Raw genomic sequence first — 26,373 nt, 5'->3', positions numbered from 1 at the left:
CCGCTGAAAACTACTGCGCTCGGCTATCCTGCGTTGCAAAGACCAACAGGAGTAACAGCCGAAGGCGGATCCGAGGGGCGAGCGATGCGAGAAAAGCAGCCTCACAGCCGAAGGCTGAACGTGCTTTAGCACGGCCCCAAAGGGGTGAGCGCAGCGAATCAAATGCTCATGTGCAGATGTACACTCCGCTTTTTCGGCTACTTCCGCCTTGCCTAGCCATCGCTCGCTACGTTTTCAACGACCGGTTTCAAAGAGACACAAAAAACCCCGCCTAGGCGGGGTTTTGTTTAACCGGGCGCTTACTTCTTGCCCAGTTTCTTCAGCTCTTCGTCACGCAGCTCGCGGCGCAGGATCTTGCCGACGTTGGTGGTCGGCAGCACGTCGCGGAACTCCACGGCTTTCGGCACCTTGTAACCGGTGACGTTGGCGCGCATGTGCTCCATGACCTGCTCTTTGGTCAGGGTTTCACCCGGCTTGACCACCACGAAGATCTTGATCGCTTCGCCTGACTTCTCGTCCGGCACACCGATGGCTGCGCATTGCAATACGCCCGGCAGCGTGGCCAGTACGTCTTCCAGCTCGTTCGGGTAGACGTTGAAACCGGACACCAGAATCATGTCCTTCTTGCGATCGACGATACGCATGTAGCCGTCGTCCTGAATCACCGCGATGTCGCCCGTTTTCAACCAGCCTTCAGCGTCGAGGATTTCGTCAGTGGCTTCCTGGCGCTGCCAGTAACCCTTCATCACCTGCGGACCTTTGACGCACAGCTCGCCAATCGAACCCAGTGGCTGCTCGACGCCTTCGTCGTCGATCACTTTGCACACGGTCGACGGCACCGGAATACCGATGGTGCCGATCTGGATATTGCTGAACGGGTTGACCGAGGCCACCGGGCTGGTTTCGGTCATGCCGAAGCCTTCGCAGATCGGGCAGCCGGTCACCTGCTTCCAACGCTCGGCCGTGGCCAGTTGCAGGGCCATGCCGCCGGAGAAGGTGGCTTTCAGGGTGGAGAAGTCCAGCTTGCGGAAGTCTTCGTTATTGCACAGGGCAACGAACAGGGTGTTGAGACCGACAAAACCAGTGAACTTGTACTTGGCCAGGTCCTTGGTCATGGATGGCAGATCACGCGGGTTGGTGATCAGCACGTTGTGCCCACCAATCAGCATCATCGCCATGCAATGGAAGGTGAACGCGTAGATGTGGTACAGCGGCAACGGCGCGATCAGCACTTCGCTGCCCTCGCTCATTTCCGAGCCCATCAGCGCCTTGACCTGCAGCATGTTGGCGATCAGGTTGCGGTGAGTGAGCATCGCGCCCTTAGCCACACCGGTGGTGCCGCCGGTGTATTGCAGCACGGCGATATCGCCATTGCTCGGCGCAGCGTCCTTGGCGCTCTGGCCACGGCCCTTGGCCATGGCCGCGGTGAACTTGACGGCTTGCGGCAGGTTGTAGGCCGGTACCATCTTCTTCACATGCTTGACCACACTGTTGACCAGCAGGCGCTTGAGCGGCGAGAGCATGTCACCGACTTCGGTGATGATGACCGTCTTGATCCCGGTTTTCGGCAGAACCTGCTCGGCCAGGTGAGCCATGTTGGCCAGGCTGACCAGGGCTTTGGCGCCGGAGTCGTTGAATTGGTGTTCCATTTCCCGGGCGGTGTACAGCGGGTTGGTGTTGACCACCACCAGGCCGGCGCGCAGAGCACCGAAGACCACAACCGGGTATTGCAGCACGTTGGGCAGCTGCACGGCGATGCGGTCACCGGGCTGCAGATCAGTGTTTTGCTGCAGGTAAGCGGCAAAGTTGCCGGACAACTCGTACAGCTCGCCGTAGGTAATGGTTTTACCCATATTGCTGAAAGCTGGCTTGTCGGCGAAGCGTTGGCAGGACTTTTTCAGTACCGCCTGGATATTCGGGTACTGGTCAGGATTGATTTCGGCAGCAATCCCAACGGGATACTTATCCTTCCAAAAGTTTTCGGTCATGGAAGCCCACTCCTCAGCAACAGCTTGATCTTCACCGCGCGTAGACGGTTGTTTATTGTAGGTTCGCGTGATTTCTTGCGACTTGAACGGCCAAAAACTGCCAAAAGCAATTTCTGACGTCGCACAGCGAAGGCCCTGGAGCCCGCTCGCCGTGGATGGCGGATCACAAAAAAGCTGCCCGAGAGTAGCAGCTTTGCCAAACAGCGACTAGCACCAATAAGCGCCGCAACGGTCACAAAAGTGACCAGGTATTGCATAGCGGTCACTTTTCATAAATCGCCTGCAAATGCCGCGCTACAGCCCCTGCGCTCGCATTGTGCCGCCCATCGCGGGCGGCACAGCAACCACAAAACGCAAGCACTCATGCAATATCGCGCAGCTCGCGACGGAGGATCTTGCCAACCGGGGTCATCGGCAGGGCGTCGCGGAAGACAATCTGTTTGGGCACTTTGTAACCGGTGAAATTCTCTTTGCAGTAGGCCTTCAACTCTTCGGCACTGAGGCTGCTGTCACGGGCCACGACAAACAGTTTGACCACTTCCCCGGACTTCTCGTCCGGCACACCGATGGCCGCGCAGCTGGCGACTTTCGGGTGGGCCATGACCACATCTTCGATCTCGTTGGGGTACACGTTAAAACCGGAGACGATGATCATGTCCTTCTTACGGTCAACGATGCGTACAAAGCCATCTGGGTCGATCACCGCCACATCACCGGTCTTGAACCAGCCCTCGGCATCCAGCACTTCAGCGGTGGCTTCCTCGCGCTGCCAGTAGCCTTTCATCACCTGTGGGCCCTTGATGCACAGCTCGCCGCGCTCCCCCAGTGGCTGCTCGACACCGTCATCATTTATAACTTTGAACGCCGTGCCCGGCACCGGAATACCGACAGTACCCAAGCGCACCTTGTCACCGTAGGGATTGGTGCTGGCTACCGGGGAGGTTTCGGTCAGGCCATAGCCTTCAGTCACCGGGCAACCGGTCATGGCCTGCCAGCGCTCGGCAGTGGCTTTTACCAGCGCCGTGCCGCCGGAGTTGGTCAATTTGAAATGGGAGAAATCCAGGTTCTTGAACTCGGGGTTGTCCATCAGCGCGACAAACAGCGTGTTGAGACCCAGCAGCGCGGAGAACTGCCACTTGCCCAATTCCTTGACGAAGCCGGGAATGTCGCGCGGGTTGGTGATCAGTACGTTATGGTTACCGTTGACCATCATGCACATGCAGTTCGCGGTGAAGGCATAGATATGGTAGAGCGGCAGTGGCGCGATCATGATCTCCTGGCCCTGTTTCATCAGCGGGGTGCCGTCATCGCCCAGCTGTGACAGGCAGGCATCGACCTGCAGCATGTTGGCCACCAGGTTACCGTGGGTGAGCATCGCGCCCTTGGCGACGCCGGTGGTGCCACCGGTGTATTGCAGCACGGCGATGTCGTCCTGACCAACCTTGACTGGCTTCAGCGCGTGGCCCTGGCCCTGCTTGAGTGCACTCTTGAAGGCTATAGCCTGCGGCAGATGGTAGTCCGGCACCATCTTCTTGACCTTTTTCACCACGGTGTTGACCAGCCAGCCCTTGAGGCTTGGCAGCAGGTCACCCATCTTGGCTTCGATCAGGTAATCAATCTCGGTATCCGGCAGCACGTCCTGCACCAGCTTGCCGAACATGTTCAGGTACACCAGCGCGCGCACGCCGGCATCCTTGAACTGATGGCGCATCTCGCGGGCGGTGTACAGCGGGTTGGTGTTGACCACAATCAGCCCGGCGCGCATGGCACCGAACACGGCGATCGGGTATTGCAGCACGTTGGGCATCTGTACAGCGATGCGGTCACCCGGCTGCAGGTCGGTATTCTTCTGCAGGTAGGCGGCAAAGGCCGCCGAGAGCCGATCCAGCTCGGCATAGGTCAGAGTCACGCCCAGGTTGCTGAACGCCGGACGGTCAGCGAACTTCTTGCACGAGCGCTCGAACACCTCGATCACCGACTTGTAAGCCCCCAGGTCGATGTCATTGGGAACGCCGGCCGGACGTTTGTCGCTCCAGAAATCAGGCTGCATTATTTTTATCCTCTTGCCCTGAGATGATCCTAATCCGTAAAAGAAGGTGCTTACAAAAGCAGCGAGCGATAGCCAGGCAAGGCGAGGTCAACCGAAAAGCGGAATGTACGAGTTGTACATGAGCATTTCGCGGCTGGGTTCAACGCAGCATGGGCGAGCGCAGTATTTTTGTAAGCACCCTCTAGCGGAGTTGGCTGGACGTTAACAGCTAACGCCAAACAGGCAAATAGCCGAGCAGCGTCATTGACGCACTGAATCTTGCCGCTCCCGGCGCAACTATCCTGCTGCTTCGGCGCAGCCTTACCGGCAGCAGACAGCTGCACATGCCTGCAAGCGACCGTTGCACCTGCGCGGACTTTGCGCCGCGCCGCGCGGGGTGCACAATGCGCAGCTTCTGCAGGCTCAAGGGATTCGCCATGCTCCACCAAGCGTTCTGGCTCAATAGCACCGATGCAGCGCCCCTCTTTGTCAACCGCTGGTATGCCGAACAACCGCCAAAAGCCTTGCTGATGGTCGCCCACGGTATGGCCGAACACAGCGGGCGTTATGCACGCCTGGCCGAAGCGCTGGTGACGCAGGGTTTCGAGGTCTACGCGCACGACCAGCGCGGTCACGGCAAAACCGCCGAGCACGGTCTGCTCGGCCACTATGCCGACAGCAAGGGCTGGGAGCTGGTGGTCAATGATCTGGCCAGCCTCAACCACCATATGCGCCAGACTCATCCGCAGGTGCCAATCTTCCTGCTCGGCCACAGCATGGGCAGCTACATCAGCCAAGCCTACCTGATGCACCACAGCTGCAGCCTGCAAGGGGCGATTCTCTCCGGCTCCAACTACCAACCCGTGGCGCTGTACCGTGCCGGGCAACTGCTGGCGCGCTTCGAGCGCTGGCGACAAGGCCCGCTGGGACGCAGTGCCCTGCTGGAGTTCGTGTCATTTGGCTCGTTCAACAAAGCCTTCAAGCCCAACCGCACGGCCTTTGACTGGCTGAGCCGCGACCCGCAGGAAGTCGACAAGTACATTAACGATCCGCTGTGCGGCTTCCGCTGCAGCAACCAGCTGTGGGTTGACCTGCTGGGCGGCCTGCAACAGATCACCCCACTGGAAAACCTGGCGCAGATCGACAGCAGCCTGCCGCTGCTGGTGATCGGCGGTGCCTGTGACCCGGTCAGCGATGGCCACCGTCAGCAAGACCTGGGTAACGCCCTGAGCACCGCCGGCAATCAGCACGTACAGGTCAAACTTTACCCCGACGCGCGCCATGAACTGCTCAACGAGAGCAACCGTGACGAAGTCACCACCTACATCATCGACTGGCTGCAACAGGCCCTAAGCCAACCGCGCCAGTGCCACCAACAGAGCCAAGAGAGTCACCCATGACCCAGAGCAGCAACACGCCCTACGACGCCCTCGAAGTCGGCCAGACCGCCAGTTACAGCAAAACTGTCAGCGAACGCGACATCCAGCTGTTTGCCGAAGTGTCCGGCGACCACAACCCGGTGCACCTCGACGCCGACTATGCCGCCACCACCATGTTCAAGGAGCGTATCGCTCACGGCATGTTCAGCGGTGCGCTGATCAGCGCCGCCGTGGCCTGCGAGCTGCCCGGCCCGGGCACCATCTATATCGGCCAGAGCATGCGCTTCACCGCACCGGTGAAACTCGGTGACACCCTGACCGTGCGCCTGGAAATCCTGGAAAAACTGCCGAAATTCCGCGTGCGTGTAGCAACCCGTGTGTTCAACCAGAACGACGAGCTGGTGGTCGATGGCGAAGCGGAAATCCTCGCCCCACGCAAGGCGCAGACCGTTGAACTGACTCAACTGCCGCCGATCACCATCGGCTAAGCCACCCCTACTGTTTCACTGGAGAATTCCATGTCCCTGTCCATGTACCAAGCATCCATCCCGGTGTTTACCCGCCAACTGAACAACCTCTCGACTATCCTCGGCCTCGCCGCCGCCCATGCCGAAGAGAAGAAGATCGAGCAGAGCGTATTTCTCAACGCTCGCCTGGCCCCCGACATGTTCCCGCTGAGCCGCCAGGTGCAGATCGCCTGTGATGGTGCCAAAGCCGGCGCAGCCCTGCTGGCGGGTGTCGACGCACCGAGCCATGCCGACGACGAAACCAGCTTTGCCGAGCTGCAGGCGCGCATCAGCAAGACCCTGGATTTCCTCGCCAGCCTGAGCGCTGCACAGATCGACGGCAGCGAAGCACGTACTGTGGTTCTCAAGCGTCGCGACAAGGAAACCCAGTTCCTGGGCCAGGCCTTCCTGCTCGACCACGTCATGCCGAACTTCTATTTCCACTACACCACCGCCTACGCCATCCTGCGCCACAACGGTGTCAGCATCGGCAAACGCGACTTCCTCGGCACTCGTTAAGTAACTCTGCGCCTTAAAGCCGCGCCCACTGCCCATCCGCACGATGGGCCTGCAGGTGCGGCAGCACTGCGGCCAGCAACGGTTCCTTGAACGCATCCTGAAAACGATGGGCCAGCCCAGGAATCAGGCGTAGCTCACTGCCTTTGATATGCGCCGCCACATGCACGCCGTGCATCACCGGCAGCAACGGATCCGCCGTGCCATGCACCACCAGGGTTGGCACCTGCAAGCGGTTGAGCAGCTCGACCCGACTCGGTTCGGCGAGAATGGCCAACAACTGGCGTTGCACGCCTTCCGGGTTGAAGGCGCGGTCGAAGGCGACTTGCGCCTGCTGTAACAACAACTGCCGATCATCACTGACTGCCGGGCTGCCCAGCGCCGCCAGCAGATCGGCCTGCTGCTCCAGCGCCACGGTGCGATTGGGCGCGTCGCGCCGGGCCAGCAAGCTCAACAATTCGCTGCTAGGCGCCGGCAAGCCCTGGGCACCGGAGCTGGTCATCACCAACGTCAGGCTTTGCACCCGCTCAGGCGCAAGGTCGGCCATATGCTGAGCGATCATCCCGCCCATGCTGGCGCCCAGCACATGGGCGCGCTCGATATTCAGGTTATCCAGCAGCCCCAGGGCGTCGCGAGCCATGTCACGCAGGCCGTAAGGTGCTGTCACCGACAGCCCCAGGCGATAACGCAGCGCTTCATAGGTCAGGTTGATTTCCGGTGCCACAGCGACCCAATTGCTCAAGCCGACATCGCGGTTGTCGAAGCGAATCACCCGAAAACCCTGCTGACACAGGCGCTCGACCACTTCATCCGGCCAGTGGATCAACTGGCCACCCAGGCCCATCACCAGCAGCAAGGCCGGGTCCGCGTCACGCCCGATACTCTGGTAAGCCAGGCGCACATCGCCGACCTCGGCGGTAAGCGTTGGCACCTGAACACTGCAAGGTTGTGCGGCAAAAGCCGGCAGGCCGCACAGCAGTGCGACGAAAATAATCAAATTACGCATGGCATCACCCGGCCATGGGACAGCAGAACGCAGCCCCCCATTAAGACGCGAGTGTGATGATGTTTGTACGAGCGCGCTGCCACACAAGCGTGACAGTTTGATGAAGGGGGACGAGCGGTATTTTTGCTGCCAGCAAAACCAAGCCCCCACCACAGCCGATCAGGGCCATGGCAGGGGCTTTAGGCGCAACAGGACGCGGATCAGGCCAGTTCGCTACGCAGCTGACGAGCCGCCGCCACCATATTGATCAACGCCGCTTCGGTCTCCGGCCAGGCGCGGGTTTTCAGGCCGCAATCCGGGTTGACCCACAGTCGCTCGAGCGGAATGCGCTGCGCAGCCTTGCGCAGCAGGTTGACCATCTCCCGGCTGTCCGGCACCCGTGGCGAGTGGATGTCATACACGCCGGGACCAATGTCGTTGGGGTAGTCGAAGCGCTCGAAGGCCTCCAGCAGCTCCATGTCCGAACGCGAGGTTTCGATGGTGATCACGTCGGCATCCATGGCGGCGATGGACTCGATCACATCGTTGAACTCGCTGTAGCACATGTGGGTGTGGATCTGCGTTTCGTCACGCACACCCGAGGCGCACAGGCGGAAGGCTTCGGTGGCCCAGTTCAGGTAGCCCTGCCACTGCGCCTGGCGCAGCGGTAAACCTTCACGGAAGGCGGCTTCGTCGATCTGGATGATCTTGATCCCGGCCGTTTCCAGGTCCACCACCTCGTCACGAATGGCCAGCGCCAGTTGGCGCGCCTGCTGCTCACGGGAAATATCGTCACGTGGGAAAGACCACATCAGCATGGTCACCGGGCCGGTCAGCATGCCCTTCATCACCTTGCGGGTAAGGGTTTGCGCATAACCGATCCAGCTCACGGTCATGGCCTTGGGCCGACTCAGATCGCCGTAGATCACCGCCGGTTTGACGCAGCGCGAGCCGTAACTCTGCACCCAGCCAAAGCGGGTGAAGGCATAGCCGTCAAGTTGCTCAGCGAAGTACTCGACCATGTCGTTGCGCTCAGCCTCGCCGTGCACCAGCACATCCAGGCCGAGGTTTTCCTGCACCTCGACGGCATGACGGATTTCGCTGTGCATGGCCTCGGTGTAATCCCCCGCCGACAGCTTGCCAGCCTTGAACGCCTGACGCGCCAGACGGATGGCAGCAGTCTGCGGAAACGAGCCGATGGTGGTGGTCGGCAAGACCGGCAACTGCAGGCGATTGCGCTGCTGTTCGATGCGCGTGGCAAATGGCGACTGGCGCTGGCTGTCGGCAGCGGTAATGGCTGCCAAACGCGCCTGCACCGCTGGTTTGTGGATACGCGGCGATTGCGCTCGGCTGGCCTGCACGGCGCGGCTTTGCGACAGTGCGGTCTGCACCTGGGCATCCTGCGGGGCATTCAGGGCGGTGGTCAGCAGTGCGACCTCCTCGCACTTCTGCACGGCGAACGCCAGCCAGCTTTTCAGCTCATCATCCAGCTTGTCCTCACGGCTCAGATCGACCGGGCTGTGCAACAGCGAGCAGCTTGGCGCGACCCACAGACGTTCGCCCAAACGTTCCTGAGCCTGCTGCAGAACCGTCAGGGCTTGCTGCAGGTCGGTGCGCCAGACGTTGCGGCCGTTGACCACGCCCAGCGACAGCACCTTGTACGCCGGCAAGCGGTCGAGAATGGTGGGGAACTGCTCGGGCGCACGCACCAGGTCGATATGCAGGCCATCCACCGGCAGGCTGGCGGCCAGGCCGAGGTTGTCCTCCAGGCCGGCAAAATAGGTGGCGATGAGTTTCTTGCCCGGCTCGCGCTGCAGCAGGTTGTAGGCACGTTCGAAGGCATTCTTCCAGGCTTGTGGCAGGTCCAGCACCAGAATCGGCTCATCGATCTGCACCCATTCCACGCCCTGAGCAGCCAGGCGCTGAAGAATTTCGCCGTAGACCGGCAGCAGCCGCTCCAACAAGTCGAGACGATCAAACTCGCTGCCCTTGGCCTTGCCCAGCCACAGGTAGGTCAGCGGGCCGATCAGCACCGGTTTGACGCGGTGGCCCAGGCCTTGGGCTTCTTCGACTTCCTCGAACAGTTGTTCCCAGCTCAGCTGGAACTGCTGATCGGCGGTAAATTCAGGTACCAGGTAGTGGTAGTTGGTGTCGAACCACTTGGTCATCTCCTGGGCGTGAGCCCCGCCACAACAACTGTTGCTGACGCCACGGGCCATGCCAAACAGGGTATCCAGGGTCGGCTTGCCGGTATGCGGGCGGAAGCGCTCAGGGATCACGCCGAACGTCAACGAGTGGGTTAGCACCTGGTCGTACCAGGCGAAGTCGCCGACGGGCAGCAAGTCGATGCCCGCATCCTTCTGCAGCTGCCAGTGCTCGGCGCGCAGCTCGCGGCCCACTGCTTGCAAGCCAGCATCATCCAGTTCGCCCTTCCAATGGGCTTCCAGGGCTTTTTTCAGTTCACGGTCACGACCGATACGGGGGAACCCCAGGGAATGAGACAAGGCCATGTCAAAACGCTCCAACAGATCAATAAGATGGCGCCATTCTCGATAAGCCGTCTACGTGAGACAAACTCAATCTATTCGTATTGATCTATAGTTTTACTCATGTTCTGCTAAGCCAACTACCTGTAGGGGCGAGCTTGCTCACGATCAGATTCGTTAAAGCATCGCGAGCAAGCTCGCTCCTACACACAGCACATCTGCGAGACACCTGAGGCCCGCCATGCTCGAATTGCGCCACCTGAAAACCCTGCACGCCCTGCGCGAAAGTGAAAGCCTGGTGGACGCCGCCGAGCGCCTGCACCTGACGCAATCGGCGCTGTCGCATCAGTTCAAGGAGCTGGAAGAGCGCCTGGGCATGCCGCTGTTCGTGCGCAAAACCAAGCCGGTGCGCTTCACCAGCGCCGGCCTGCGCCTGTTGCAGCTGTCCGACACGGTATTGCCGCTGCTACGCAGTGCCGAGCGTGACCTGGCGCGCCTGGCTGGCGGCACTGCCGGGCGCCTGCATATGGCCATCGAGTGCCACAGCTGCTTCCAGTGGCTGATGCCGACCATCGACCAGTTCCGCGATGCCTGGCCGGAAGTGGAGCTGGACCTGGCCTCGGGCTTCTCCTTCGCCCCGTTGCCGGCGCTGGCGCGTGGTGATCTGGATCTGGTGGTGACCAGCGACCCATTGGAACTGGCCGGTATTACCTATGTGCCGCTGTTTACCTATGAAGCCATGCTGGCGGTAGCCAACCAGCATCCGCTGGCGAGCAAACCGTGCATCAAGCCGCAGGACCTGGCCACGGAAACCTTGATCACCTACCCGGTGGAGCGCGACCGCCTGGATATCTTCACCCGCTTTCTCGAACCGGCGGATGTCGAGCCGGCCCAGGTACGCACCTCCGAGCTGACGGTGATGATGATGCAGTTGGTGGCCAGCGGCCGTGGCGTGTGCGGCCTGCCCAACTGGGCGCTGCATGAGTACAGCTCGCGCGGCTACGTGACCGCCAAACGCCTGGGCGACAAGGGCCTGTTCGCTACCCTGTACGCCGGCATCCGCACCGATATGCTGGATGCGCCGTTTATGCGTGACTTTCTGCTGACCGCCAAGGACACCTCCTTCGCCAATCTGGAAGGCGTCAGTGTGGCACGCGGCTAAACTCGAATAACCCGCGAGCTGAATATCGAGCACTGCATGCGTTGTTTGCTTTCCGTTTTGCTGCTCTGGGCTGGCCTCTGCCAGCCACTGCATAGCCAGGAAAAAATCCGCATTGCCATCGGCGAATGGCCGCCCTTTATCGGTGCGGCGCTGCCGCACTATGGCGTGGTGCCGCAGTTGATCAGCGAAGCCTTTGCCACCCAGGGCGTCAGCGTGGAATACGGCTTCTTCCCCTGGAAGCGCGCCTACACGGAGGTCAAGCAGGGTCGCTGGCAAGCTTCGGCCATCTGGGGGCGCACGCCGGAGCGCGAGGCCGACTGCCTGTTTTCCGCCGTGGTGTATCGCGATGAAGTGGTGTTGTTCTACCGCCGCGACAAGCCGATTGACTGGGATGGCAGCCTCGCCGCAGCCGAGCAACTAAAAGGCCTGCGTATCGGCATTCCACTGGGATCGGCGAAACAGCCTGTGCTGGAACAAGCCGAGCAGCGCGGCTGGGTGCAGTACGAAGCCAGCGGAGATGAGCTGATCAACCTGCGCAAGCTGGCCGCCGGGCGTATCGATGCGGTGGATATCGTCAAAGGCTCAGGCAGCTATGTGCTCAATCAGCTCAGCGCCAAGGATCGCGCCCGCCTGACCACCACACAAACCTATGAGACCTGGGACTACCACCTGATCTTCTCCCGCCAACTGCCCGAAAGCGAACGCCTGCAGCAACTCTTCGATCAAGGCCTGCGCGAGCTGCAAAACAGCGGCCGTTATGCGCAACTCTGGCAATCGTTCAGCACCCCGCCCCATCCCTGAAACCCAACCCCATCAAGCCACGGCAAAGCCTGTTACAACTGCCGACTTGCCCAGTCGTGACCAACAGTCATAGGATGACCGCCGGTCACAATCTTCGATTAATGCCAATGCGCTACCAAGATCAACTCTTCGAACAACGCGAGAACGCCCTCCTCGACGCGGCCCGTCAGCTCTTTGCCGAGCAGCCCTGGGACCGCGTGACCATTGCCGAAGTGGCGCTCGCCGCTGGCATCGGCAAAGGCACGGTGTACAAGCACTTCCCCAGCAAGGAAGCACTGTATGCGCGTCTGGTGCTCGACCTCAGTCGCGCCAACCTGCTGGAACTGCGCCAGCTGCATGCCGCCAGCCCGCCGCAGGACGCCATGCGCCGGGTCATTCGTCGCGCCTTCGAGCAGATGCTGAGCAACCCGATCCAGGCGCAGCTGTGCCTGCACTGCGACCGCCCGGAGTTTCAGGAGCGCCTGGAAACCCCGTACCGCCAGCAGTTCCTCGATATGGAGCGCGAAGTTCAGCTGTTCTTCAGCGACATGCTCAGTGTCGCCCTGAACAACCAGGCGCTAAGCCAGAGCGACTGTCAGAACCTGCTGTGGGGCGTCGAAGCCTGCGTCAACGGGGTGATGGCGCGTATCGCCTCCGGCGGCTTCGCCCATTGGGCCGAACCAATTGCCCTGGATGAGTACTTCGCCCGCGTCACCGATTTCATCATTGCCGGCCTGCGTACTCAGGCCGCAGATTTGCTAGCTCAACCCCATCGCCACGAGTAACCACCATGTTCAGTCAGCTGTCCAAACGCCCCTGGTTGATCGCCGTCGCCATCAGTCTGCTACTCGTGTTGTGGCTGTTCAGCGGCTCGCTGTTCAAGACGCAGGAAACCGCCACGGCCGATACGCCAGTGGAAGAAAAGGGCCTGAGCAAAGTTGAAGTGCAGTGGCTGGAAGCCAGCCCGATGCAGCGCCAGCACGTGGTGCAGGGGCAGATTGAAGCCTGGCGCCGGGTCGAGCTGCGCTCACAGGTCAGCGGCACGGTAACGCGCCTGGATCAGGACAAGGGCAACCGCGTTGCCGCCGAGCAACTGCTGCTGAGCCTGTCAGCCGATGACCGCCCAGCCCAGGTGGCGCGCAGCGAGGCCGACGTGCGTCAGCGCGAGAGCGACGTGAGTGCAGCCAAACGCCTACGCGAACGCAGCCTGATCTCAGCCAACGAGCTGCTGCGCCTGGAAAGCGAACTGGCCAAGGCGCGCGCCGAGCTCGACAGCGCCCGCCTGCAGCTGCGCAACACACGGATCAGCGCGCCGTTTGCCGGGGTGTATGACCAGCGCATGGTTGAACTGGGCGATTTCGTCCAGCCCGGGCAAAGCCTGCTGACCCTGGTGGACATCAGCCAGCTCAAGGTCAGCGCACAGATCGCCCAGCAGGAAGTCACCCAGCTCAAGCTCGGTCAGCCGGTTAAGGTTGAACTACTCGACGGCCGCGAATTGCAGGGCGAGCTGCACTTTATCGCCGCCGCAGCCGACCCCGGCTCGCGCAGTTTCCGCATCGAGGTCAAGGTCGATAACCCGCAGGCCCTGCGCCTGGCAGGTGCCAGCGCGACCCTGCATGTTCAGACCGGTGAAGCCCTGGCGCATCGCCTGTCGCCTGCCCTGCTGAGCCTGGATAAAGCCGGTCGGCATGGCGTCAAGTGGGTGAATGAACAGCAACAGGTAGAGTTCACTCCGGTGCAATTGATCAGCGTCGACAACCAGGGCGCCTGGGTCAGCGGCCTGCCCAACAAGGTGGCCTTGATCACCCTCGGCCAGGGCTTTGTCGAGCCGGGCCAACAGGTGATCAGCCAGCTGGCCAAAGGGGGTAGCTGATATGCACGGCCTGATCGCTGCGGCGCTGGATCGCAGCCGCACCAGCCTGCTGGTGCTGCTATTTCTTATGCTGGGCGGCCTGACGGCGTATTACGCCATCCCCAAGGAGGCCAACCCGGATGTCAGCATCCCGATCATCTATGTTTCGGTAACCCTCGAAGGCATCAGCCCGGAAGACGCCGAACGCCTGCTGGTACGCCCGCTGGAGCAGGAGTTGCGCAGCCTAGAAGGGGTCAAGGAAATGCGCTCCATGGCCAGCGAAGGCCATGCCTCGGTGACCCTGGAGTTCGACGCCGGCTTCAATGCCAAGCTGGCCCTCGCCGATGTGCGCGAGAAAGTCGACACCGCGCGCAGCAAGTTGCCGGAAGAAGCCGAGGAACCGACGGTCAATGAAGTCAACGTGGCGCTGTTTCCAGTGCTGTCGATTGGTCTATCCGGGCCAATTGCCGAAACCGAGCTGGTGTATATCGCCCGACGTCTGAAAGAGAACGTCGAAGGCATCGCCGAAGTGCTCTCGGTGGAAATCGGCGGCGACCGTGAAGACCTGCTGGAAATCGTTGTCGACCCGCAGGTGCTCGACAGCTACGGCATCGATTACAACGAGCTGTTCAACCTGGTCAGCCGCAACAACCGCCTGGTCGCCGCCGGCAGCCTGGACACCGGCGCCGGGCGCATGAGCATGAAAGTGCCTGGGGTGATCGAAAACCTCGAAGACGTGCTGTCCATGCCGATCAAGGTGGTCGGCGACAGCGTGGTGACCTTCGGCGACGTCGCCACCATTCACCGCACCTTCAAAGACCCCACCGGTTACGCGCGGATCAACGGCCAGCCGGCGGTGGTGCTGGAGGTGTCCAAACGTAGCGGCGCCAACATCATCGACACCATCGAGCAGGTCAAGGCGCTGATGGTCAAGGCCCAGCCGCTGCTGCCCGAAGGTCTCAAGGTCAGCTACATCATGGACCAGTCGCAGCAGGTGCAGAGCATGCTCAGCGACCTGATCAACAACGTGATGGCTGCCATCGTGCTGGTGCTGATTCTGGTGGTGGCGAGCATGGGCATGCGCTCGGCGCTATTAGTCGGGCTGACCATTCCGGGGGCCTTTCTGACCGGCATCCTGGTGATCTGGATGTTCGGTTTCACCCTGAATATCGTCGTGTTGTTCAGCCTGATTCTGGTGGCTGGCATGCTGGTGGACGGCGCTATCGTCGTCTCCGAGTTGGCCGACCGTTACCTGCACCAGGGTCAAACGCCACGCCAGGCCTGGGCCAATGCCGCGATGCGGATGGCCTGGCCGGTTATCTCGTCCACCGCCACCACCCTGGTGGTGTTTTTGCCACTGCTGTTCTGGCCCGGCGTAGTCGGCCAGTTTATGAAATACCTGCCGGCCACGGTGATCGTCTGCCTGCTCGCTTCACTGGCCATGGCCCTGGTGTTTCTGCCGGTGCTCGGCGCCGTCACTGGCGGCCAGCCAATGCCGCAACCCACCCAACCGGGTCGCGGTGCCGTCGGTTATCGCCGCCTGCTCGGCACGCTGCTGAAGCGCCCTGGACTGACCCTGCTGGGCATGCTCGCGCTGATTGCGCTGATCTACACCGCCTATGGCCGTTTCAACCATGGCGTGGAGTTCTTCCCCGAAGTCGAGCCGGAGAACGCACAGATCTGGTTGCGCGCCCGTGGCGATCTGTCGGTGCAGGAAAAAGACGCGCTGCTGCAACAGGTGGAGAAACGCCTGCTCGGCATGAGCGAGGTCAAGGCGCTGTACGCCCGCTCCCTCGCGCAGCCGGACGGCCAGCTCGGTGCGGACGTGATCGGCACCCTGCAGTTCCAGTTCATTGAATGGCATGAGCGGCGTTCGGCCAGCCAGATTCTCGCCGACATGAGCACGCGAACGTCGGATATCCCGGGCATCGTGCTGGAGTTCCGCAAACAGGAAGAAGGCCCCAGCAGCGGCAAACCTGTAAAGCTACAGGTCAGCTCCATGGATCCGGCCAAGGCCGATCAGTGGGTCGAACAGGTGCGCGCCAACATGCAGCGCCTGGGCGGCTTCAAGGACATCGAGGATGACCGCGCCCTGCCGGGCATCGAATGGCGAATCAAGGTCGACCGCGAAGCAGCTGCGCGTTTCGGAGCGGATGTGCTGAGCGTGGGCAATGCCGTGCAGATGGTCACCAACGGTCTGAAACTGGCCACCTACCGCCCGGAAGACGCCACCGATGAAGTGGATATCCGCGTGCGCCTGCCAGCCAACTGGCGCTCTCTCGACCAGCTCGGCCGACTGACCCTGAACACCCCGGCCGGGCAGATTCCGCTGAGCAACTTCGTCTCGCTGCAACAGGCGCCGAAGGTCGGCACCCTGCGCCGAGTCGACGGCAACCGCACCATCACTCTGCAAGCCGACATCGCCGAAGGCGCACGCCTGGACGAACGCCTGCAAGCCCTACGCAAGGCAATGGGTGAGGTGCCCGTTGATGTGCAGGTGAAGTTCGCTGGCGAGGACGCCGACCAGCGTGAAGCCGCGACCTTCCTCGGCACGGCCTTTGTGGTGGCAATTTTCCTGATGTTTATCATCCTGGTGACCCAGTTCAACAGCATCTATCAGTCGCTGCTGGTGCTCTCGGCCATCGTACTGTCCACTGCGGGAGTGCTGATGGGCCTGCTGGTCAACGGCCAGTCGTTCGGCATCGTCATGGTCGGCATGGGCCTGATCGCCCTGGCGGGCATCGTGGTGAACAACAACATCATCCTTATCGACACCTACAACCAGTTGCGCCGCCAGGGCCTGGAGCCGCGTGAGGCAGCGCTGGAAACCGGCAGCCTGCGCCTGCGCCCGGTGCTGCTCACCGCCGTGACCACGGTGCTCGGCCTGGTGCCGATGGTGATCGGGGTCAACGTCGACCTGCTCACTCCCAGCCTGGGCTTTGGTGCGCCGTCGACCCAATGGTGGACCCAGCTGTCCAGCGCAATTGCCGGCGGCCTGACCTTTGCCACCGTATTGACCTTGCTGTTGACGCCTTGCCTGCTGGTGCTTGGCTCGCGCTTCGAACGTCGCCCGCCGCCGCTGGAGTCATTCGACGACGACCTGCTCGACTTGCCGGAGCATCTGCTGGCCAGTGCCACCGGTAAGGTCGAGCTGCAACGTACGCCCTAAGCTGTTCGCCCAGGTCAGCAGCGGCCTGGGCATGGCTCCCCCAACGAAAGCCTGGACTGCCGATTGCGACTGGGTAGTCGGTCAAACAGCCCGTACACTCGGCACACTATTGTCGAGGGCCCACCATGCGCACGCTTTATCAGTTCCCGATTTCCCACTACTGCGAAAAAACCCGCTGGCACCTGGATCACAAGGGCCTCGACTTTCAGGTGGACAACCTGTTTCCCGGTCTGCATCGGCTGAAAAGCAAGCGCCTGGCCAATATTGTCACCCTGCCAATCCTCAAGGACGGCGACAAGGTGATCGGCGATTCCACCGAAATTGCCCTGTACCTGGAGCAGCACTATCCCGAACACCCCCTGCTGCCGGCCGATGCCGCGCAACGGGCCGAGGTGCTGGAGCTGGAAGCGCATTTCGACCACATGGGTGTACATGTGCGCCGCTGGTTGTATGGCCAGATCAAGCAATGGGACTCGGTGATGCACGCCATGCTCAAGGTCTACCGCCCACTGCTGGGCCTGCGCGACCTGATGAAACCGGTACTGATCAACGGCGTACAGCGCCTGTACGGGGTAACGCCGCCGCGTGTGGCGAAATCCCAGGCTGAACTGCTTGAAGGTCTGGCACTGATCGAGTCGCGTATCCACGGCGATCCATCACGCTACCTGGTCGGCGAACAACTGACCCTGGCCGACATCAGCGCCGCCGCGCTATTCGCCCCGCTGTTCACCCCTGCCGGCACACCATGGGAAGGCATTGCCGGACACGATGCCAAGACCCAGGCCTTCCTCGATGAGCTGCACGCCCACCCGGCTGGGCAGTGGGTCATGCGCCGCTACGCCGAAGATCGTCAGCGTCGCGCCTGATTTGGGCTCAGTTAGGCTCGGAGCTAAGCAGCAGGAGCAATGACACCGGCTGCTCACTCTCTGGATGCAGCGGTTCCTGCAACCACTGCAAACGCCAGCCGGTTTCGCTGAACAACGCCAGCCACGACTCCAGCGTACGAAAGAACCAAGGCATCGGCTGGGCAAAGCCCTCGCCAAAACCGACAAAGGTTTCCACCCGCCAGCCATCGCGATAGCTCGCATCGTTGCAGGCCCGCCAGGGGTGCAGGGTCTGGATCAGCAAACGGCCGTCGTCGGCCAGCAGACCATGCAGAGCATTCAGGGTCGGCGCCAGAGGTTCTTCCAGCAGGGCAAAGTTGCACACCAGCACATCGAAACGCCCCAGTAGCTCAGCCTGGCTCTCCAGCTCGGCATAACCGCACACGCGGTACTGCGACTTACCCGCCGCAGCCTGTTGCGCCACGGCAATCAGCGGCGCGGAGGCATCCACGCCGACCGCCTCGATGCCATGCTCGACCAGCCCCCGGCACAGCCAGCCTTCGCCACAGCCGAGATCCAGTACACGCTCCGGCGCCAGGGCCAGAATCGCCTGAACGATGGCTGCATCAGTGACCAGCCGGCGACTCTCGATGCGCTGCTCGCGCACGGCGGCGGTCCAGGCATCGGCATTGGCCTGCCAGCTGAGGTTGAGTTGCTCCCGATGGTCGCGCTGCATAGCTCACTCGTTGCCTGTTCAGTCGTCCGTTACTTGCACCTGCCTGCACAGATGCAGCCCTGGCAATCCTGCACCTGTTCGCGCCCGTGTGCATTGCCGCTGATCACTTATTCATGCGTTGTATAAATACCGGGAAAATCTCACGTCTGCCAAACGCATCCCTGCCTGAGCGCCGAGGCAGCGGCTAAACTGCAAACAGTGGCCAACTGAGCGGAGCTCAGTGAACAAGCCCGCTGATGTTATTCAGCAACCTGTCAAACCTATGGATGAGTACATCAGGCTAAATGAATATGGGCGCATCATGGCAACCCAGCATCACCCCACTTCCAGCAAGCCAGCAGCAGCCGGCACCGCGTAAACGCCGCAGCACACTGAAAATCCTTTTCTGGCTGCTGCTTCTGGCCCTGTGCATCGTCGCGGGTCTGCTGCTCGCCGAAGAACTGCGCACCTCGCGCTACCAGGCGCAAGAACTCAGCCGCTACGCACAAACCCTCAGCTACCGGGTCGAGCCCGGCCCCAGCAGTGCCATCATCTACCCCAAGGAAGGCCCCTTTGATAAACGTCAGGGCTACACCTACCTGCCACTGATGCTGGAGCGTCTCAGCCAGCGCAACTTCATCGTGCAGCAGCAGGCGCAGTTCTCCCCGGCCCTGCTCGACTATGCCCAACGCGGTCTGTTTATCCCCTACCCGGAGAAAATCCAGAGCGGCCTGAGTATCAGTGATTGCAGCGGCACGCCGTTCTACGAGTTTCGCTATCCGCAGCAGCGTTACCCGAGTTTCAGCGCGATCCCACCCTTGGTCTCGGGCAGCCTGTTATTTATCGAGAACCGCCACCTGCTTGACCCACAGCACCCCATGGCCAACCCGGCTGTGGACTGGCCACGTTTTGTGATGGCCGCTCTTTCCCAGGTCGGCAAGCTGCTCGACATGCAGGACCAGTCGGCGGGCGGCAGCACACTGGCCACTCAGCTGGAGAAATACCGCCACTCACCGGATGGCCTGACCCTGTCAGCCACGGAAAAGCTGCGGCAAATGCTCTCGGCCAGCGTACGCGCCTACCAGAGCGGCCCGCAGACCATGGCCGCGCGAGAAAACATCGTGCGCGACTACCTCAACAGCGTGCCACTCTCCGCCGCCCCCGGACATGGCGAAGTGCATGGCCTGGCCGATGGCCTGCGTATCTGGTTTGGTGCAGACTTCGCCCAGGTCAATCGGCTGCTCAACCCAGCACTGTCACCTGATGCCAGCCTGGCCGAGCGTGGCCTAGCCCTGCGCCAGGTACTGGCCCTGATGATTGCCCAACGCCGCCCGTCCTACTATCTGGCTCAGGGTCGCAACGACCTGGCCAGTCTGACCGACAGCCATATTCGCCTTCTGGCTGGCGGTGGTCTGATCGACACGGCCCTGCGCGACGCCGCCCTGCAGCAAACACTCAACTACCGCGACTGGGTCCTGGAGCCGAACCTGCAGCCGGTGGACAGCAACAAAGGCATCAGCGTGTCACGGGCGCGTCTGTCAGCCATGCTCAACATGCCGCTGTACGACCTCGATCGCCTCGATCTGAGCGCCACCAGCACCCTCAACAATGACCTGCAACAAGCCGTCAGCCAGTACCTGCAACAACTGGCCGAACCCACCTTTGCCGGGCAGATCGGGCTGTTTGGCGAACGCCTGTTGTCACCGGAAAAAACGGCTGACGTGCGCTACAGCTTCACTCTGTTCGAGCGCACTGAAAATGGCAGCGTGGTGCGGGTACAGACCGATAACACCGACCAGCCCTTCGACATCAACGAAGGCAGCAAGCTGGAGCTGGGCTCCACGGCCAAGCTGCGAGTGCTGGCCACCTACCTGGAAATCATCGCCGAACTGCACCAGCGCCACGCCGGGCAGAGCGCCAGCGAACTGCGTGCCGTGAACGCCCAGGACAACCTGACCCGCTGGGCCGTTGATTACCTGCAAAACACGCCCAACGCCAGCCTGACAGCCATGCTGGACGCCGCCCTGGAGCGCAAATACTCGGCTAACCCTGGCGAACGCTTCTTTACTGGCGGCGGCATCCACACCTTCAACAACTTCCGCCGTGAAGACAACCAACGCATCGCCAGCATGCGTGAAGCCCTGCGTGAATCACTCAACCTGCCGTTTATCCGCCTGATGCGCGATCTGGTGCGTTACACCACTTATCAAGGCCCGAATAACAGCGCCGAGCTGCTCAAGGACGACAAGGATCCGCGCCGCCAGGCCTACCTGCGCGACTTCGCCGACCGCGAGGGCACCACCTTCCTGTTGCGCTTCTGGCGCAAATACCAAAGCCAGCCAGAACAGCAACGTCTGGACACCTTCCTAAACGGTCTGCGTCACACCTCGGTACGCCTGGCCGCCGTACACCGCTACCTGCAACCCACTGCCGACGAAGCCAGCTTTGCTGCCTTCCTGCGCAAATACCTGCCCCAGGAGCAGCTCAGCGACAAACGCATTAGCGAGCTTTACCGCAGTTATGGCCCTGGGGCCTACAGCCTGCCCGACCAGGGCTATATTGCCCGCGTTCACCCGCTGGAGCTGTGGCTGCTGGGTTATCTGATCGAACACCCGCAGGCACGCTTCAGCGATGCCGTCGCCGCCAGTCAGGGTGAACGCCAGGAGGTCTACGGCTGGTTGTTCCGCAGCCGACACAAGAGTGCCCGTGACAGCCGCATCCGCATCATGCTGGAGGTTGAGGCCTTCCTCGATATTCATCGGCGTTGGCAAAACCTGGGATACCCTTTCGCTCACCTGGTGCCCTCACTGGCCACGGCGATTGGCAGCTCAGGTGATCGGCCAGCAGCCCTGGCTGAGCTGATGGGGATCATTCAGAACGACGGAATCCGGCAAACCACGGCCCGCATCGATAGCCTGCACTTTGCTGCGGACACGCCCTACGACACCGTGGTGGTACGCGACCACAAGGAAGGCAAACGGGTTATGGCGCCCGAAGTGGCCGCCGCACTGCGCAACGCCCTGGCCGATGTCGTCGAGAACGGCACGGCACGCCGGCTGCTTGGCAGCTTCAGCCTGGCCGATGGTCAGCCACTCAAGGTTGGTGGCAAAACCGGCACAGGGGACAACCGCATTGAAACGGTAGGGGCAGGTGGCCGCGTGCTCAGCTCGCGCGCGATGAACCGTACCGCCACCTTCGTTTTCTACCTGGGGGACAACCACTACGGCACCCTCACCGCCTTCGTTCCCGGCCGCGCAGCGGAAAACTTTCGCTTCACCTCAGCACTGCCGGTGCAAGTGCTCAAAGGCATGGCGCCGATCCTGCAGCCTTACCTGCAACCCGGCACCCACAGCCTGTGCCACGTGACAGGCAGTGAACAAACAACCCCGGCAACACACTAACTCAGCCCAATAAAAACGGGAGGCCAAGGCCTCCCGTTTTTATTTGCAAGCACACAGGCTACTTCGCTTTGTAGATGATCCCCGGGCTGCACTGCACCATCTGATAATGGTTAGGCAGGCCGTTGAGTGCCTCGGAGGCACCGAGGAACAGGTAACCACCCGGTTTCAACATCGCATGAATGCGCGTCAGGATGTCTTTCTTCACTTCGGCAGAGAAGTAGATCAGCACGTTACGGCAGAACACCACATCGAACTTGCCAAGGCTGGCATAGCTGTCCAGCAGGTTCAGCGGACGGAACTCGATACGGCTGCGAATGGCCGGCTTGACCACCCAGCGCCCCGGCCCTTTGGGGTCGAAATAACGCTGCAGCCGCTCCTGGGACAAACCACGGCCCATTGCCAGGCTGTCGTACTCACCCGATTTGCAGTTGAGCAACATGGACGGCGACAGGTCGGTGGCAACAATCTGCACACCGCTCTTGAGCTGACCCAGGTTGGTTTTTTCAAACTCATCGATGGTCATCGACAGCGAATAGGGCTCCTGCCCCGAAGAGCAGGCCGCCGACCAGATACGCAAGCGCTGCCCTGGGCTGGCCTTGATCATCTCGGGCAGCACCCGGTTTTTCAGCACTTCAAAGGGGTAGGTATCGCGAAACCACAGCGTTTCGTTGGTGGTCATGGCATCGACCACCTGTTCGCGCAAGCCACTGCGTGGCTGGCTTTGCATGCGCTGCACCAGCTCTCCCAGGGTTTTGATGCTGTTCTGTTCCATCAGCTTGTTGAGCCGGCTGGAAACCAGATACTGCTTATTGCTGCCAAGCAGGATGCCGCAGGCTTTTTCCAGGAAAGTCCGGAACTGCTCGAAATCCAAATTACCTGTAGACACTCGCGAGGCCTCGACGAACATATGTTTCACTGAGGGCCAGGCCCTCAGTCCCCTGCCGCTATATTGATGCGGTCAGCTACCCGTGCGGCCAGGTCATCCGGGCGAAACTTGGCGAGAAAATCATCCGCGCCCACCTTCTTGACCATGGCCTGGTTAAACACGCCAGAAAGCGAAGTATGCAGGATGATGTGCAGCTTTTGCATACGCGGATCGGAACGAATCTCCGCTGTCAGGGTGTAACCATCCATCTCGGGCATTTCGATATCGGAAATCAGCATGAGAAATTCCTCCTCAGGCTTCTTGCCCTCCTCGACCATCGCCTTCAGATAATCCAGAGCCTGGCGGCCATCATTTAGCGCCACCACCTCCACGCCGACGGTTTCCAGGCAGCGCGTCACCTGCTTGCGTGCAACCGACGAATCGTCGCAGGTCAGCACACGTTTGCTCACGGCACGGGCCTGGGTGCGGGCATCGAGTACACCTTCGGAGATCACCTCAGAGGTCGGTGCCACTTCTGCGAGGATTTTCTCGACGTCGATGATCTCGACCATCTTGTCGTCCAGGTGAGTCACCGCCGTCAGGTAATGATCGCGCCCGGTGCCCTTGGGTGGTGGATGGATCGACTCCCAGTTCATGTTGACGATGCGCTCGACCGAATGCACCAGAAAACCCTGCACCTTGGTGTTGTACTCGGTAATGATCACGAAGCTGCTGTCGATATTCGCCAGCGGGGTGTTGCCCGTGGCCATGGACAAATCAAGAATCGGAATGGTGCCGCCACGGATATTGGCCACACCGCGAACAACCGGACTGGATTTGGGCATGATGGTGAGTTTCGGGCACTGCAGCACCTCTTTCACCTTGAATACGTTGATGCCGTACAACTGGTTGCTGTTCAGACGAAACAGCAGCAACTCCAAACGATTCTGACCAACCAACTGAGTTCGCTGGTTAACCGAATCCATCACACCGGCCATACCCAAACTCCTTATTTGAGTAACAGATTGCTGTCAGCGTAGCAGGCGGCACGCGCCTTGCTATCTAACCCATATGAACACTGAAACGACAACTAACCGACGCTCACTGGCAAAATGCCGCTACTGGCTGGCAGTTGTACCCGCTTTGCTGGCACTCGGCTATAGCGCCGTAGCGAGCGCCGAGGCCACGCGGCCTGAACAACTTATCGGCGCTGGCGAAGTTTTTCTTGAGCAGGCGGTGAGTGATTATTTACAGCGTAGCAACATCGCCGGACGTCATGAGATTCAAATCAACCGACTCGACCCACGTCTACGCCTACCTTTGTGCGGGCAGCCCCTGACAACCACCCTGGAAAGTCCGGCCGAACCGATTGGCCGCGTCACCTTGCGCGTGCGCTGCGATGGCAACTCGCCCTGGACAGTATTCGTACCCGGCCAGGTGCGCCTGTATCGGCAGGTGGTGATCGCCAGCCGCCCGCTGAAACGCGACAATCTGCTGACAGAAATGGATGTGCTGCTCGCCGAACGTGATGTCGGCCTGCTCAACCAGGGTTATCTGACAGCCCTGCCTCAGGCCATCGACAAAAAATTGACGCGACCACTGCTACCGGATCAGGTACTTGCCCCCATTCACGTGCAAATGGCTGAAGCAATACGTAAAGGCGATCAGGTGGTAATCAGCGCACGCAGTGGCGGGATCAGTGTCCGCATGCCCGGCGAAGCGCTCTCGGACGGCACTATTGGCAAGCAGATCAGCGTGCGTAACCAACGCTCGAATCGAGTTATCAGAGCGCGTGTCGTCGGCCCAGGTCAGGTTGAAGTTGCGATGTAGGCATGAATCTTGATTAAACTTTGTGTATCAACCGGGCTGACGATTTTCCACACTGTGTTTAGACTGTTAGCTGACGCACACTTTTTTGCCCTAAAGTTTTTCCAGGCAGCGCCGACAAGCTAGGCAAGCGTCCAAACACTGTTCGAGGTTTTGCATCATGGTCATCGATATCAACCGGCTCAACAATGCCGCAACGCCAGCCAATTCGGGGCGTACCGGCAGTGCTCAGGCAGGTGGCCAGAATGAAGCCATCGGCAACAAGCAACCCAGCAATGTGCCCAACCCTACGACTCAGGCCCAACAAGCTGGCAAGAGCGGCGAGTCGGTACAACTGAGCCGCGATGCTCAGCAATTGCAGAAAGTCAGCGAAAAACTGCGCGACCAGCCCACCGTCAACAAGGAACGCGTGGCTCAGCTCAAGCAAGCCATTGAAGATGGCAGCTATCAGGTCGACAGCCAACGCGTTGCCAGCAAACTGATTAATTTCGAATCCCAGCGCTAGTCTCAGGGCTGCGCTGGGGGTATTGGCCGCCCAACGGACATTTCCTGCACACGCAATGAATGCCGTTACCCCCTAAGAGCCCGCAATGCACGATACCAAGCTGCTTGAATTGTTCATCAACGATATCGGCACCGCCGAGCAGTTGCTTGAACTCATCGACACTGAATTCCAAGCCCTCAGTGATCGCGACCTTCCCCGCCTGCAAAGCATTCTGACCGACAAGCTGCCACTGCTGAGTCTGCTCGACCAGCACGGCAAAGAACGTAGCCAGTTGCTCGCCAGCCTCAACCTCAGCCCTGATCGCAACGGCTTGCAGACCCTCGCGGCACAGTCCGAGCAGGGCGGCCTGTTGCTTGAACGCGGCGATCAGCTAAGCGCATTACTGGAACGCTGCCAGGCTGCCAATCTGCGCAACGGGCGCCTGATCCGTTCCAGCCAGGCTTCAGCCAACAGCATGCTCAGTATCCTGCGTGGCAACGAGACCCCGAGCCTCTATGACAGCCGTGGCAGTGCCGCTAGAATCGGCCAGCAGCGCCCGCTCAGCCAGGCCTGAAACCTAAAAAGGCACAGGGACATGTTGTCATATAGCCAGTATGCTAGTGCCATAGTATTTGCTCGGAGTGTAATGGACCGTGCCCAGTCCTTTTAGCCAGGAAGATGGCCCGCAACCCCCCAAGGTGCTCAAGACACCTGTGGAAATCGTGGCCAACCTGCGCCAGCTGCAACAGAACCATGACCCACTGATCATCACCTTTGAAGAACGCAATCAGCGCTTTCAAAGCTATGTGATCGAAGTTGATCGCGACAAGAACCTGCTGATTCTCGATGAGCTGATGCCCAATGACGGCGAGCGCTACCTGGCCAACGGGGAAACCTTCAATGTCGAAGCCTTCCACGAAGGCGTACGCGTGGCCTGGAAATGCGAACAAAGCGTGCGCATTACCGAGCATGAAGGCGCGCGTTGCTATTTCAGCTCGATCCCACCTGAAGTCACCTACCACCAGCGGCGTAGTGCCTTCCGCGCACCACTCAAACAAGGTGAGCTGATCAAGATCGAACTGGCCGGCGACAAGTTGCGCACAGCCATCACAGGGCAGCTGCTGGATATCTCGGCAACCGGCTGCAAACTGCGCTTTCCCGGCAATATCAGCAGCAGCCTGCAGGCTGGTCAGGTGTATGAGCGCTTCACCGCGCGCTTCCCCTTTGGGCCGATGACCACCGCCGTCGAAGTGCGACATGTGCAGTATGAAGACAAGCTGGACATCACCTTTATCGGCGCCCGCTTTCACCGCATCAACGGTCAGGAACAACGCCTGGTAGAACGCTTTGTCTACCAGCTGCAACGCGAGGCCCGCCGCTTTGACAGCGACGGTCTGTTCTAGCC

At 60.8% G+C, this 26,373-nt stretch carries 21 protein-coding genes; 14 read left to right on the top strand and 7 right to left on the bottom strand.

What is annotated here, in order from left to right:
- Window positions 1-299: 299 nt before the first annotated feature.
- Window positions 300-1,988 (bottom strand): long-chain-fatty-acid--CoA ligase FadD1, encoded by a 1,689-nt coding sequence (gene fadD1, locus IOD17_RS05550; RefSeq protein ID WP_233684078.1) that lies wholly within the window; start codon window positions 1,986-1,988, stop codon window positions 300-302.
- Window positions 1,989-2,349: 361 nt separating this feature from the next.
- A complete protein-coding gene (gene fadD2 / locus IOD17_RS05545; protein WP_233684077.1) occupies window positions 2,350-4,038 on the bottom strand; it encodes a long-chain-fatty-acid--CoA ligase FadD2 in 1,689 nt (562 codons plus the stop codon).
- 416 nt (window positions 4,039-4,454) lie between these two features.
- Between fadD2 and IOD17_RS05540 the strand changes: the two genes are divergently transcribed.
- Genes IOD17_RS05540 through IOD17_RS05530 form a run of 3 tightly spaced genes read left to right on the top strand, consistent with a single transcriptional unit; the run spans window position 4,455 to window position 6,421 of the window.
- Window positions 4,455-5,417, top strand: a complete 963-nt coding sequence (locus IOD17_RS05540) for an alpha/beta hydrolase (RefSeq protein ID WP_233684076.1) — start codon at window positions 4,455-4,457, stop codon at window positions 5,415-5,417.
- Window positions 5,414-5,884, top strand: coding sequence for a MaoC family dehydratase (locus IOD17_RS05535; protein WP_233684075.1), 471 nt, complete (start codon window positions 5,414-5,416; stop codon window positions 5,882-5,884). The genes IOD17_RS05540 and IOD17_RS05535 overlap by 4 nt, the downstream gene beginning before the upstream one ends.
- A 30-nt stretch (window positions 5,885-5,914) precedes the next feature.
- Window positions 5,915-6,421 carry a DUF1993 domain-containing protein gene (locus IOD17_RS05530; protein ID WP_233684074.1) on the top strand — a complete coding sequence of 169 codons (507 nt, stop codon included), beginning with the start codon at window positions 5,915-5,917 and terminating at the stop codon, window positions 6,419-6,421.
- Between the two features lie 13 nt (window positions 6,422-6,434).
- Here IOD17_RS05530 and IOD17_RS05525 read toward each other — a convergent pair whose 3' ends face one another.
- Together IOD17_RS05525 and metE are read right to left on the bottom strand one after the other, a co-directional pair.
- On the bottom strand, window positions 6,435-7,424 hold the full coding sequence (locus tag IOD17_RS05525) for an alpha/beta fold hydrolase (protein WP_233684073.1): 990 nt from the start codon (window positions 7,422-7,424) through the stop codon (window positions 6,435-6,437).
- A gap of 200 nt (window positions 7,425-7,624) precedes the next feature.
- Window positions 7,625-9,913, bottom strand: a complete 2,289-nt coding sequence (gene metE, locus IOD17_RS05520; RefSeq protein ID WP_233684072.1) for a 5-methyltetrahydropteroyltriglutamate--homocysteine S-methyltransferase — start codon at window positions 9,911-9,913, stop codon at window positions 7,625-7,627.
- A gap of 217 nt (window positions 9,914-10,130) precedes the next feature.
- On the opposite strand from metE, the gene metR reads away from it, so the two are divergent.
- The 6 genes from metR (at window position 10,131) to IOD17_RS05490 (ending at window position 17,718) form a co-directional block, all read left to right on the top strand.
- Window positions 10,131-11,051 carry a transcriptional regulator MetR gene (gene metR / locus IOD17_RS05515; protein ID WP_233684071.1) on the top strand — a complete coding sequence of 307 codons (921 nt, stop codon included), beginning with the start codon at window positions 10,131-10,133 and terminating at the stop codon, window positions 11,049-11,051.
- 36 nt (window positions 11,052-11,087) lie between these two features.
- Entirely contained in the window at window positions 11,088-11,852 is a 765-nt protein-coding gene (locus tag IOD17_RS05510; protein ID WP_233684070.1) for a substrate-binding periplasmic protein, read from the top strand.
- A gap of 107 nt (window positions 11,853-11,959) precedes the next feature.
- Window positions 11,960-12,616 (top strand): TetR/AcrR family transcriptional regulator, encoded by a 657-nt coding sequence (locus IOD17_RS05505; protein WP_233684069.1) that lies wholly within the window; start codon window positions 11,960-11,962, stop codon window positions 12,614-12,616.
- A 5-nt stretch (window positions 12,617-12,621) separates the two neighbouring features.
- Window positions 12,622-13,704 (top strand): efflux RND transporter periplasmic adaptor subunit, encoded by a 1,083-nt coding sequence (locus IOD17_RS05500; RefSeq protein WP_233684068.1) that lies wholly within the window; start codon window positions 12,622-12,624, stop codon window positions 13,702-13,704.
- A 1-nt stretch (window position 13,705) separates the two neighbouring features.
- Window positions 13,706-16,852 carry an efflux RND transporter permease subunit gene (locus IOD17_RS05495; protein WP_233684067.1) on the top strand — a complete coding sequence of 1,049 codons (3,147 nt, stop codon included), beginning with the start codon at window positions 13,706-13,708 and terminating at the stop codon, window positions 16,850-16,852.
- A gap of 125 nt (window positions 16,853-16,977) precedes the next feature.
- On the top strand, window positions 16,978-17,718 hold the full coding sequence (locus tag IOD17_RS05490) for a glutathione S-transferase family protein (protein ID WP_233684066.1): 741 nt from the start codon (window positions 16,978-16,980) through the stop codon (window positions 17,716-17,718).
- A 7-nt stretch (window positions 17,719-17,725) separates the two neighbouring features.
- On the opposite strand, the gene IOD17_RS05485 is transcribed toward IOD17_RS05490, so the two are convergent.
- Entirely contained in the window at window positions 17,726-18,412 is a 687-nt protein-coding gene (locus IOD17_RS05485; RefSeq protein WP_233684065.1) for a class I SAM-dependent methyltransferase, read from the bottom strand.
- A gap of 290 nt (window positions 18,413-18,702) precedes the next feature.
- Here IOD17_RS05485 and IOD17_RS05480 point away from each other — a divergent pair, with 290 nt between their 5' ends.
- The gene (locus IOD17_RS05480) at window positions 18,703-21,792 is read left to right on the top strand and encodes a transglycosylase domain-containing protein (RefSeq protein ID WP_233684064.1); all 3,090 of its coding nucleotides are present in this window, start codon (window positions 18,703-18,705) and stop codon (window positions 21,790-21,792) included.
- Window positions 21,793-21,850: 58 nt separating this feature from the next.
- Here the strand turns inward: IOD17_RS05480 and cheR are convergent, their stop codons facing one another.
- On the bottom strand, window positions 21,851-22,678 hold the full coding sequence (gene cheR, locus IOD17_RS05475) for a protein-glutamate O-methyltransferase CheR (RefSeq protein WP_233684063.1): 828 nt from the start codon (window positions 22,676-22,678) through the stop codon (window positions 21,851-21,853).
- A 44-nt stretch (window positions 22,679-22,722) separates the two neighbouring features.
- Window positions 22,723-23,655 (bottom strand): chemotaxis protein CheV, encoded by a 933-nt coding sequence (locus IOD17_RS05470; RefSeq protein ID WP_233684062.1) that lies wholly within the window; start codon window positions 23,653-23,655, stop codon window positions 22,723-22,725.
- Window positions 23,656-23,728: 73 nt separating this feature from the next.
- On the opposite strand from IOD17_RS05470, the gene flgA reads away from it, so the two are divergent.
- From flgA to IOD17_RS05450, 4 genes are all read left to right on the top strand, one after another.
- Window positions 23,729-24,487: a flagellar basal body P-ring formation chaperone FlgA gene (gene flgA, locus IOD17_RS05465; protein ID WP_233684061.1), complete on the top strand. Its 759-nt coding sequence runs from the start codon at window positions 23,729-23,731 to the stop codon at window positions 24,485-24,487.
- Window positions 24,488-24,644: 157 nt separating this feature from the next.
- Window positions 24,645-24,989, top strand: a complete 345-nt coding sequence (gene flgM, locus IOD17_RS05460) for a flagellar biosynthesis anti-sigma factor FlgM (RefSeq protein ID WP_233684060.1) — start codon at window positions 24,645-24,647, stop codon at window positions 24,987-24,989.
- An 85-nt stretch (window positions 24,990-25,074) separates the two neighbouring features.
- Window positions 25,075-25,542, top strand: a complete 468-nt coding sequence (locus tag IOD17_RS05455) for a flagella synthesis protein FlgN (protein WP_233684059.1) — start codon at window positions 25,075-25,077, stop codon at window positions 25,540-25,542.
- A gap of 79 nt (window positions 25,543-25,621) precedes the next feature.
- Window positions 25,622-26,371, top strand: a complete 750-nt coding sequence (locus IOD17_RS05450; RefSeq protein WP_233684058.1) for a flagellar brake protein — start codon at window positions 25,622-25,624, stop codon at window positions 26,369-26,371.
- Window positions 26,372-26,373 lie beyond the last annotated feature (2 nt).

Source organism: Pseudomonas anguilliseptica, assembly GCF_021375795.1.
Classification (GTDB): Bacteria; Pseudomonadota; Gammaproteobacteria; order Pseudomonadales; family Pseudomonadaceae; genus Aquipseudomonas; species Aquipseudomonas anguilliseptica_A.
Note: the sequence above shows the minus strand (reverse complement) of the source record. Positions and strands in the feature narration are given on the sequence as shown.

What these genes read in the sequence shown, in the direction of transcription:
- fadD1 (WP_233684078.1), bottom strand. Translation starts at nt 1,988, where the DNA reads ATGACCGAAAACTTTTGGAAGGATAAGTATCCCGTTGGGATTGCTGCC.
- fadD2 (WP_233684077.1), bottom strand. Translation starts at nt 4,038, where the DNA reads ATGCAGCCTGATTTCTGGAGCGACAAACGTCCGGCCGGCGTTCCCAAT.
- IOD17_RS05540 (WP_233684076.1), top strand. Translation starts at nt 4,455, where the DNA reads ATGCTCCACCAAGCGTTCTGGCTCAATAGCACCGATGCAGCGCCCCTC.
- IOD17_RS05535 (WP_233684075.1), top strand. Translation starts at nt 5,414, where the DNA reads ATGACCCAGAGCAGCAACACGCCCTACGACGCCCTCGAAGTCGGCCAG.
- IOD17_RS05530 (WP_233684074.1), top strand. Translation starts at nt 5,915, where the DNA reads ATGTCCCTGTCCATGTACCAAGCATCCATCCCGGTGTTTACCCGCCAA.
- IOD17_RS05525 (WP_233684073.1), bottom strand. Translation starts at nt 7,424, where the DNA reads ATGCGTAATTTGATTATTTTCGTCGCACTGCTGTGCGGCCTGCCGGCT.
- metE (WP_233684072.1), bottom strand. Translation starts at nt 9,913, where the DNA reads ATGGCCTTGTCTCATTCCCTGGGGTTCCCCCGTATCGGTCGTGACCGT.
- metR (WP_233684071.1), top strand. Translation starts at nt 10,131, where the DNA reads ATGCTCGAATTGCGCCACCTGAAAACCCTGCACGCCCTGCGCGAAAGT.
- IOD17_RS05510 (WP_233684070.1), top strand. Translation starts at nt 11,088, where the DNA reads ATGCGTTGTTTGCTTTCCGTTTTGCTGCTCTGGGCTGGCCTCTGCCAG.
- IOD17_RS05505 (WP_233684069.1), top strand. Translation starts at nt 11,960, where the DNA reads ATGCGCTACCAAGATCAACTCTTCGAACAACGCGAGAACGCCCTCCTC.
- IOD17_RS05500 (WP_233684068.1), top strand. Translation starts at nt 12,622, where the DNA reads ATGTTCAGTCAGCTGTCCAAACGCCCCTGGTTGATCGCCGTCGCCATC.
- IOD17_RS05495 (WP_233684067.1), top strand. Translation starts at nt 13,706, where the DNA reads ATGCACGGCCTGATCGCTGCGGCGCTGGATCGCAGCCGCACCAGCCTG.
- IOD17_RS05490 (WP_233684066.1), top strand. Translation starts at nt 16,978, where the DNA reads ATGCGCACGCTTTATCAGTTCCCGATTTCCCACTACTGCGAAAAAACC.
- IOD17_RS05485 (WP_233684065.1), bottom strand. Translation starts at nt 18,412, where the DNA reads ATGCAGCGCGACCATCGGGAGCAACTCAACCTCAGCTGGCAGGCCAAT.
- IOD17_RS05480 (WP_233684064.1), top strand. Translation starts at nt 18,703, where the DNA reads ATGGGCGCATCATGGCAACCCAGCATCACCCCACTTCCAGCAAGCCAG.
- IOD17_RS05470 (WP_233684062.1), bottom strand. Translation starts at nt 23,655, where the DNA reads ATGGCCGGTGTGATGGATTCGGTTAACCAGCGAACTCAGTTGGTTGGT.
- flgA (WP_233684061.1), top strand. Translation starts at nt 23,729, where the DNA reads ATGAACACTGAAACGACAACTAACCGACGCTCACTGGCAAAATGCCGC.
- flgM (WP_233684060.1), top strand. Translation starts at nt 24,645, where the DNA reads ATGGTCATCGATATCAACCGGCTCAACAATGCCGCAACGCCAGCCAAT.
- IOD17_RS05455 (WP_233684059.1), top strand. Translation starts at nt 25,075, where the DNA reads ATGCACGATACCAAGCTGCTTGAATTGTTCATCAACGATATCGGCACC.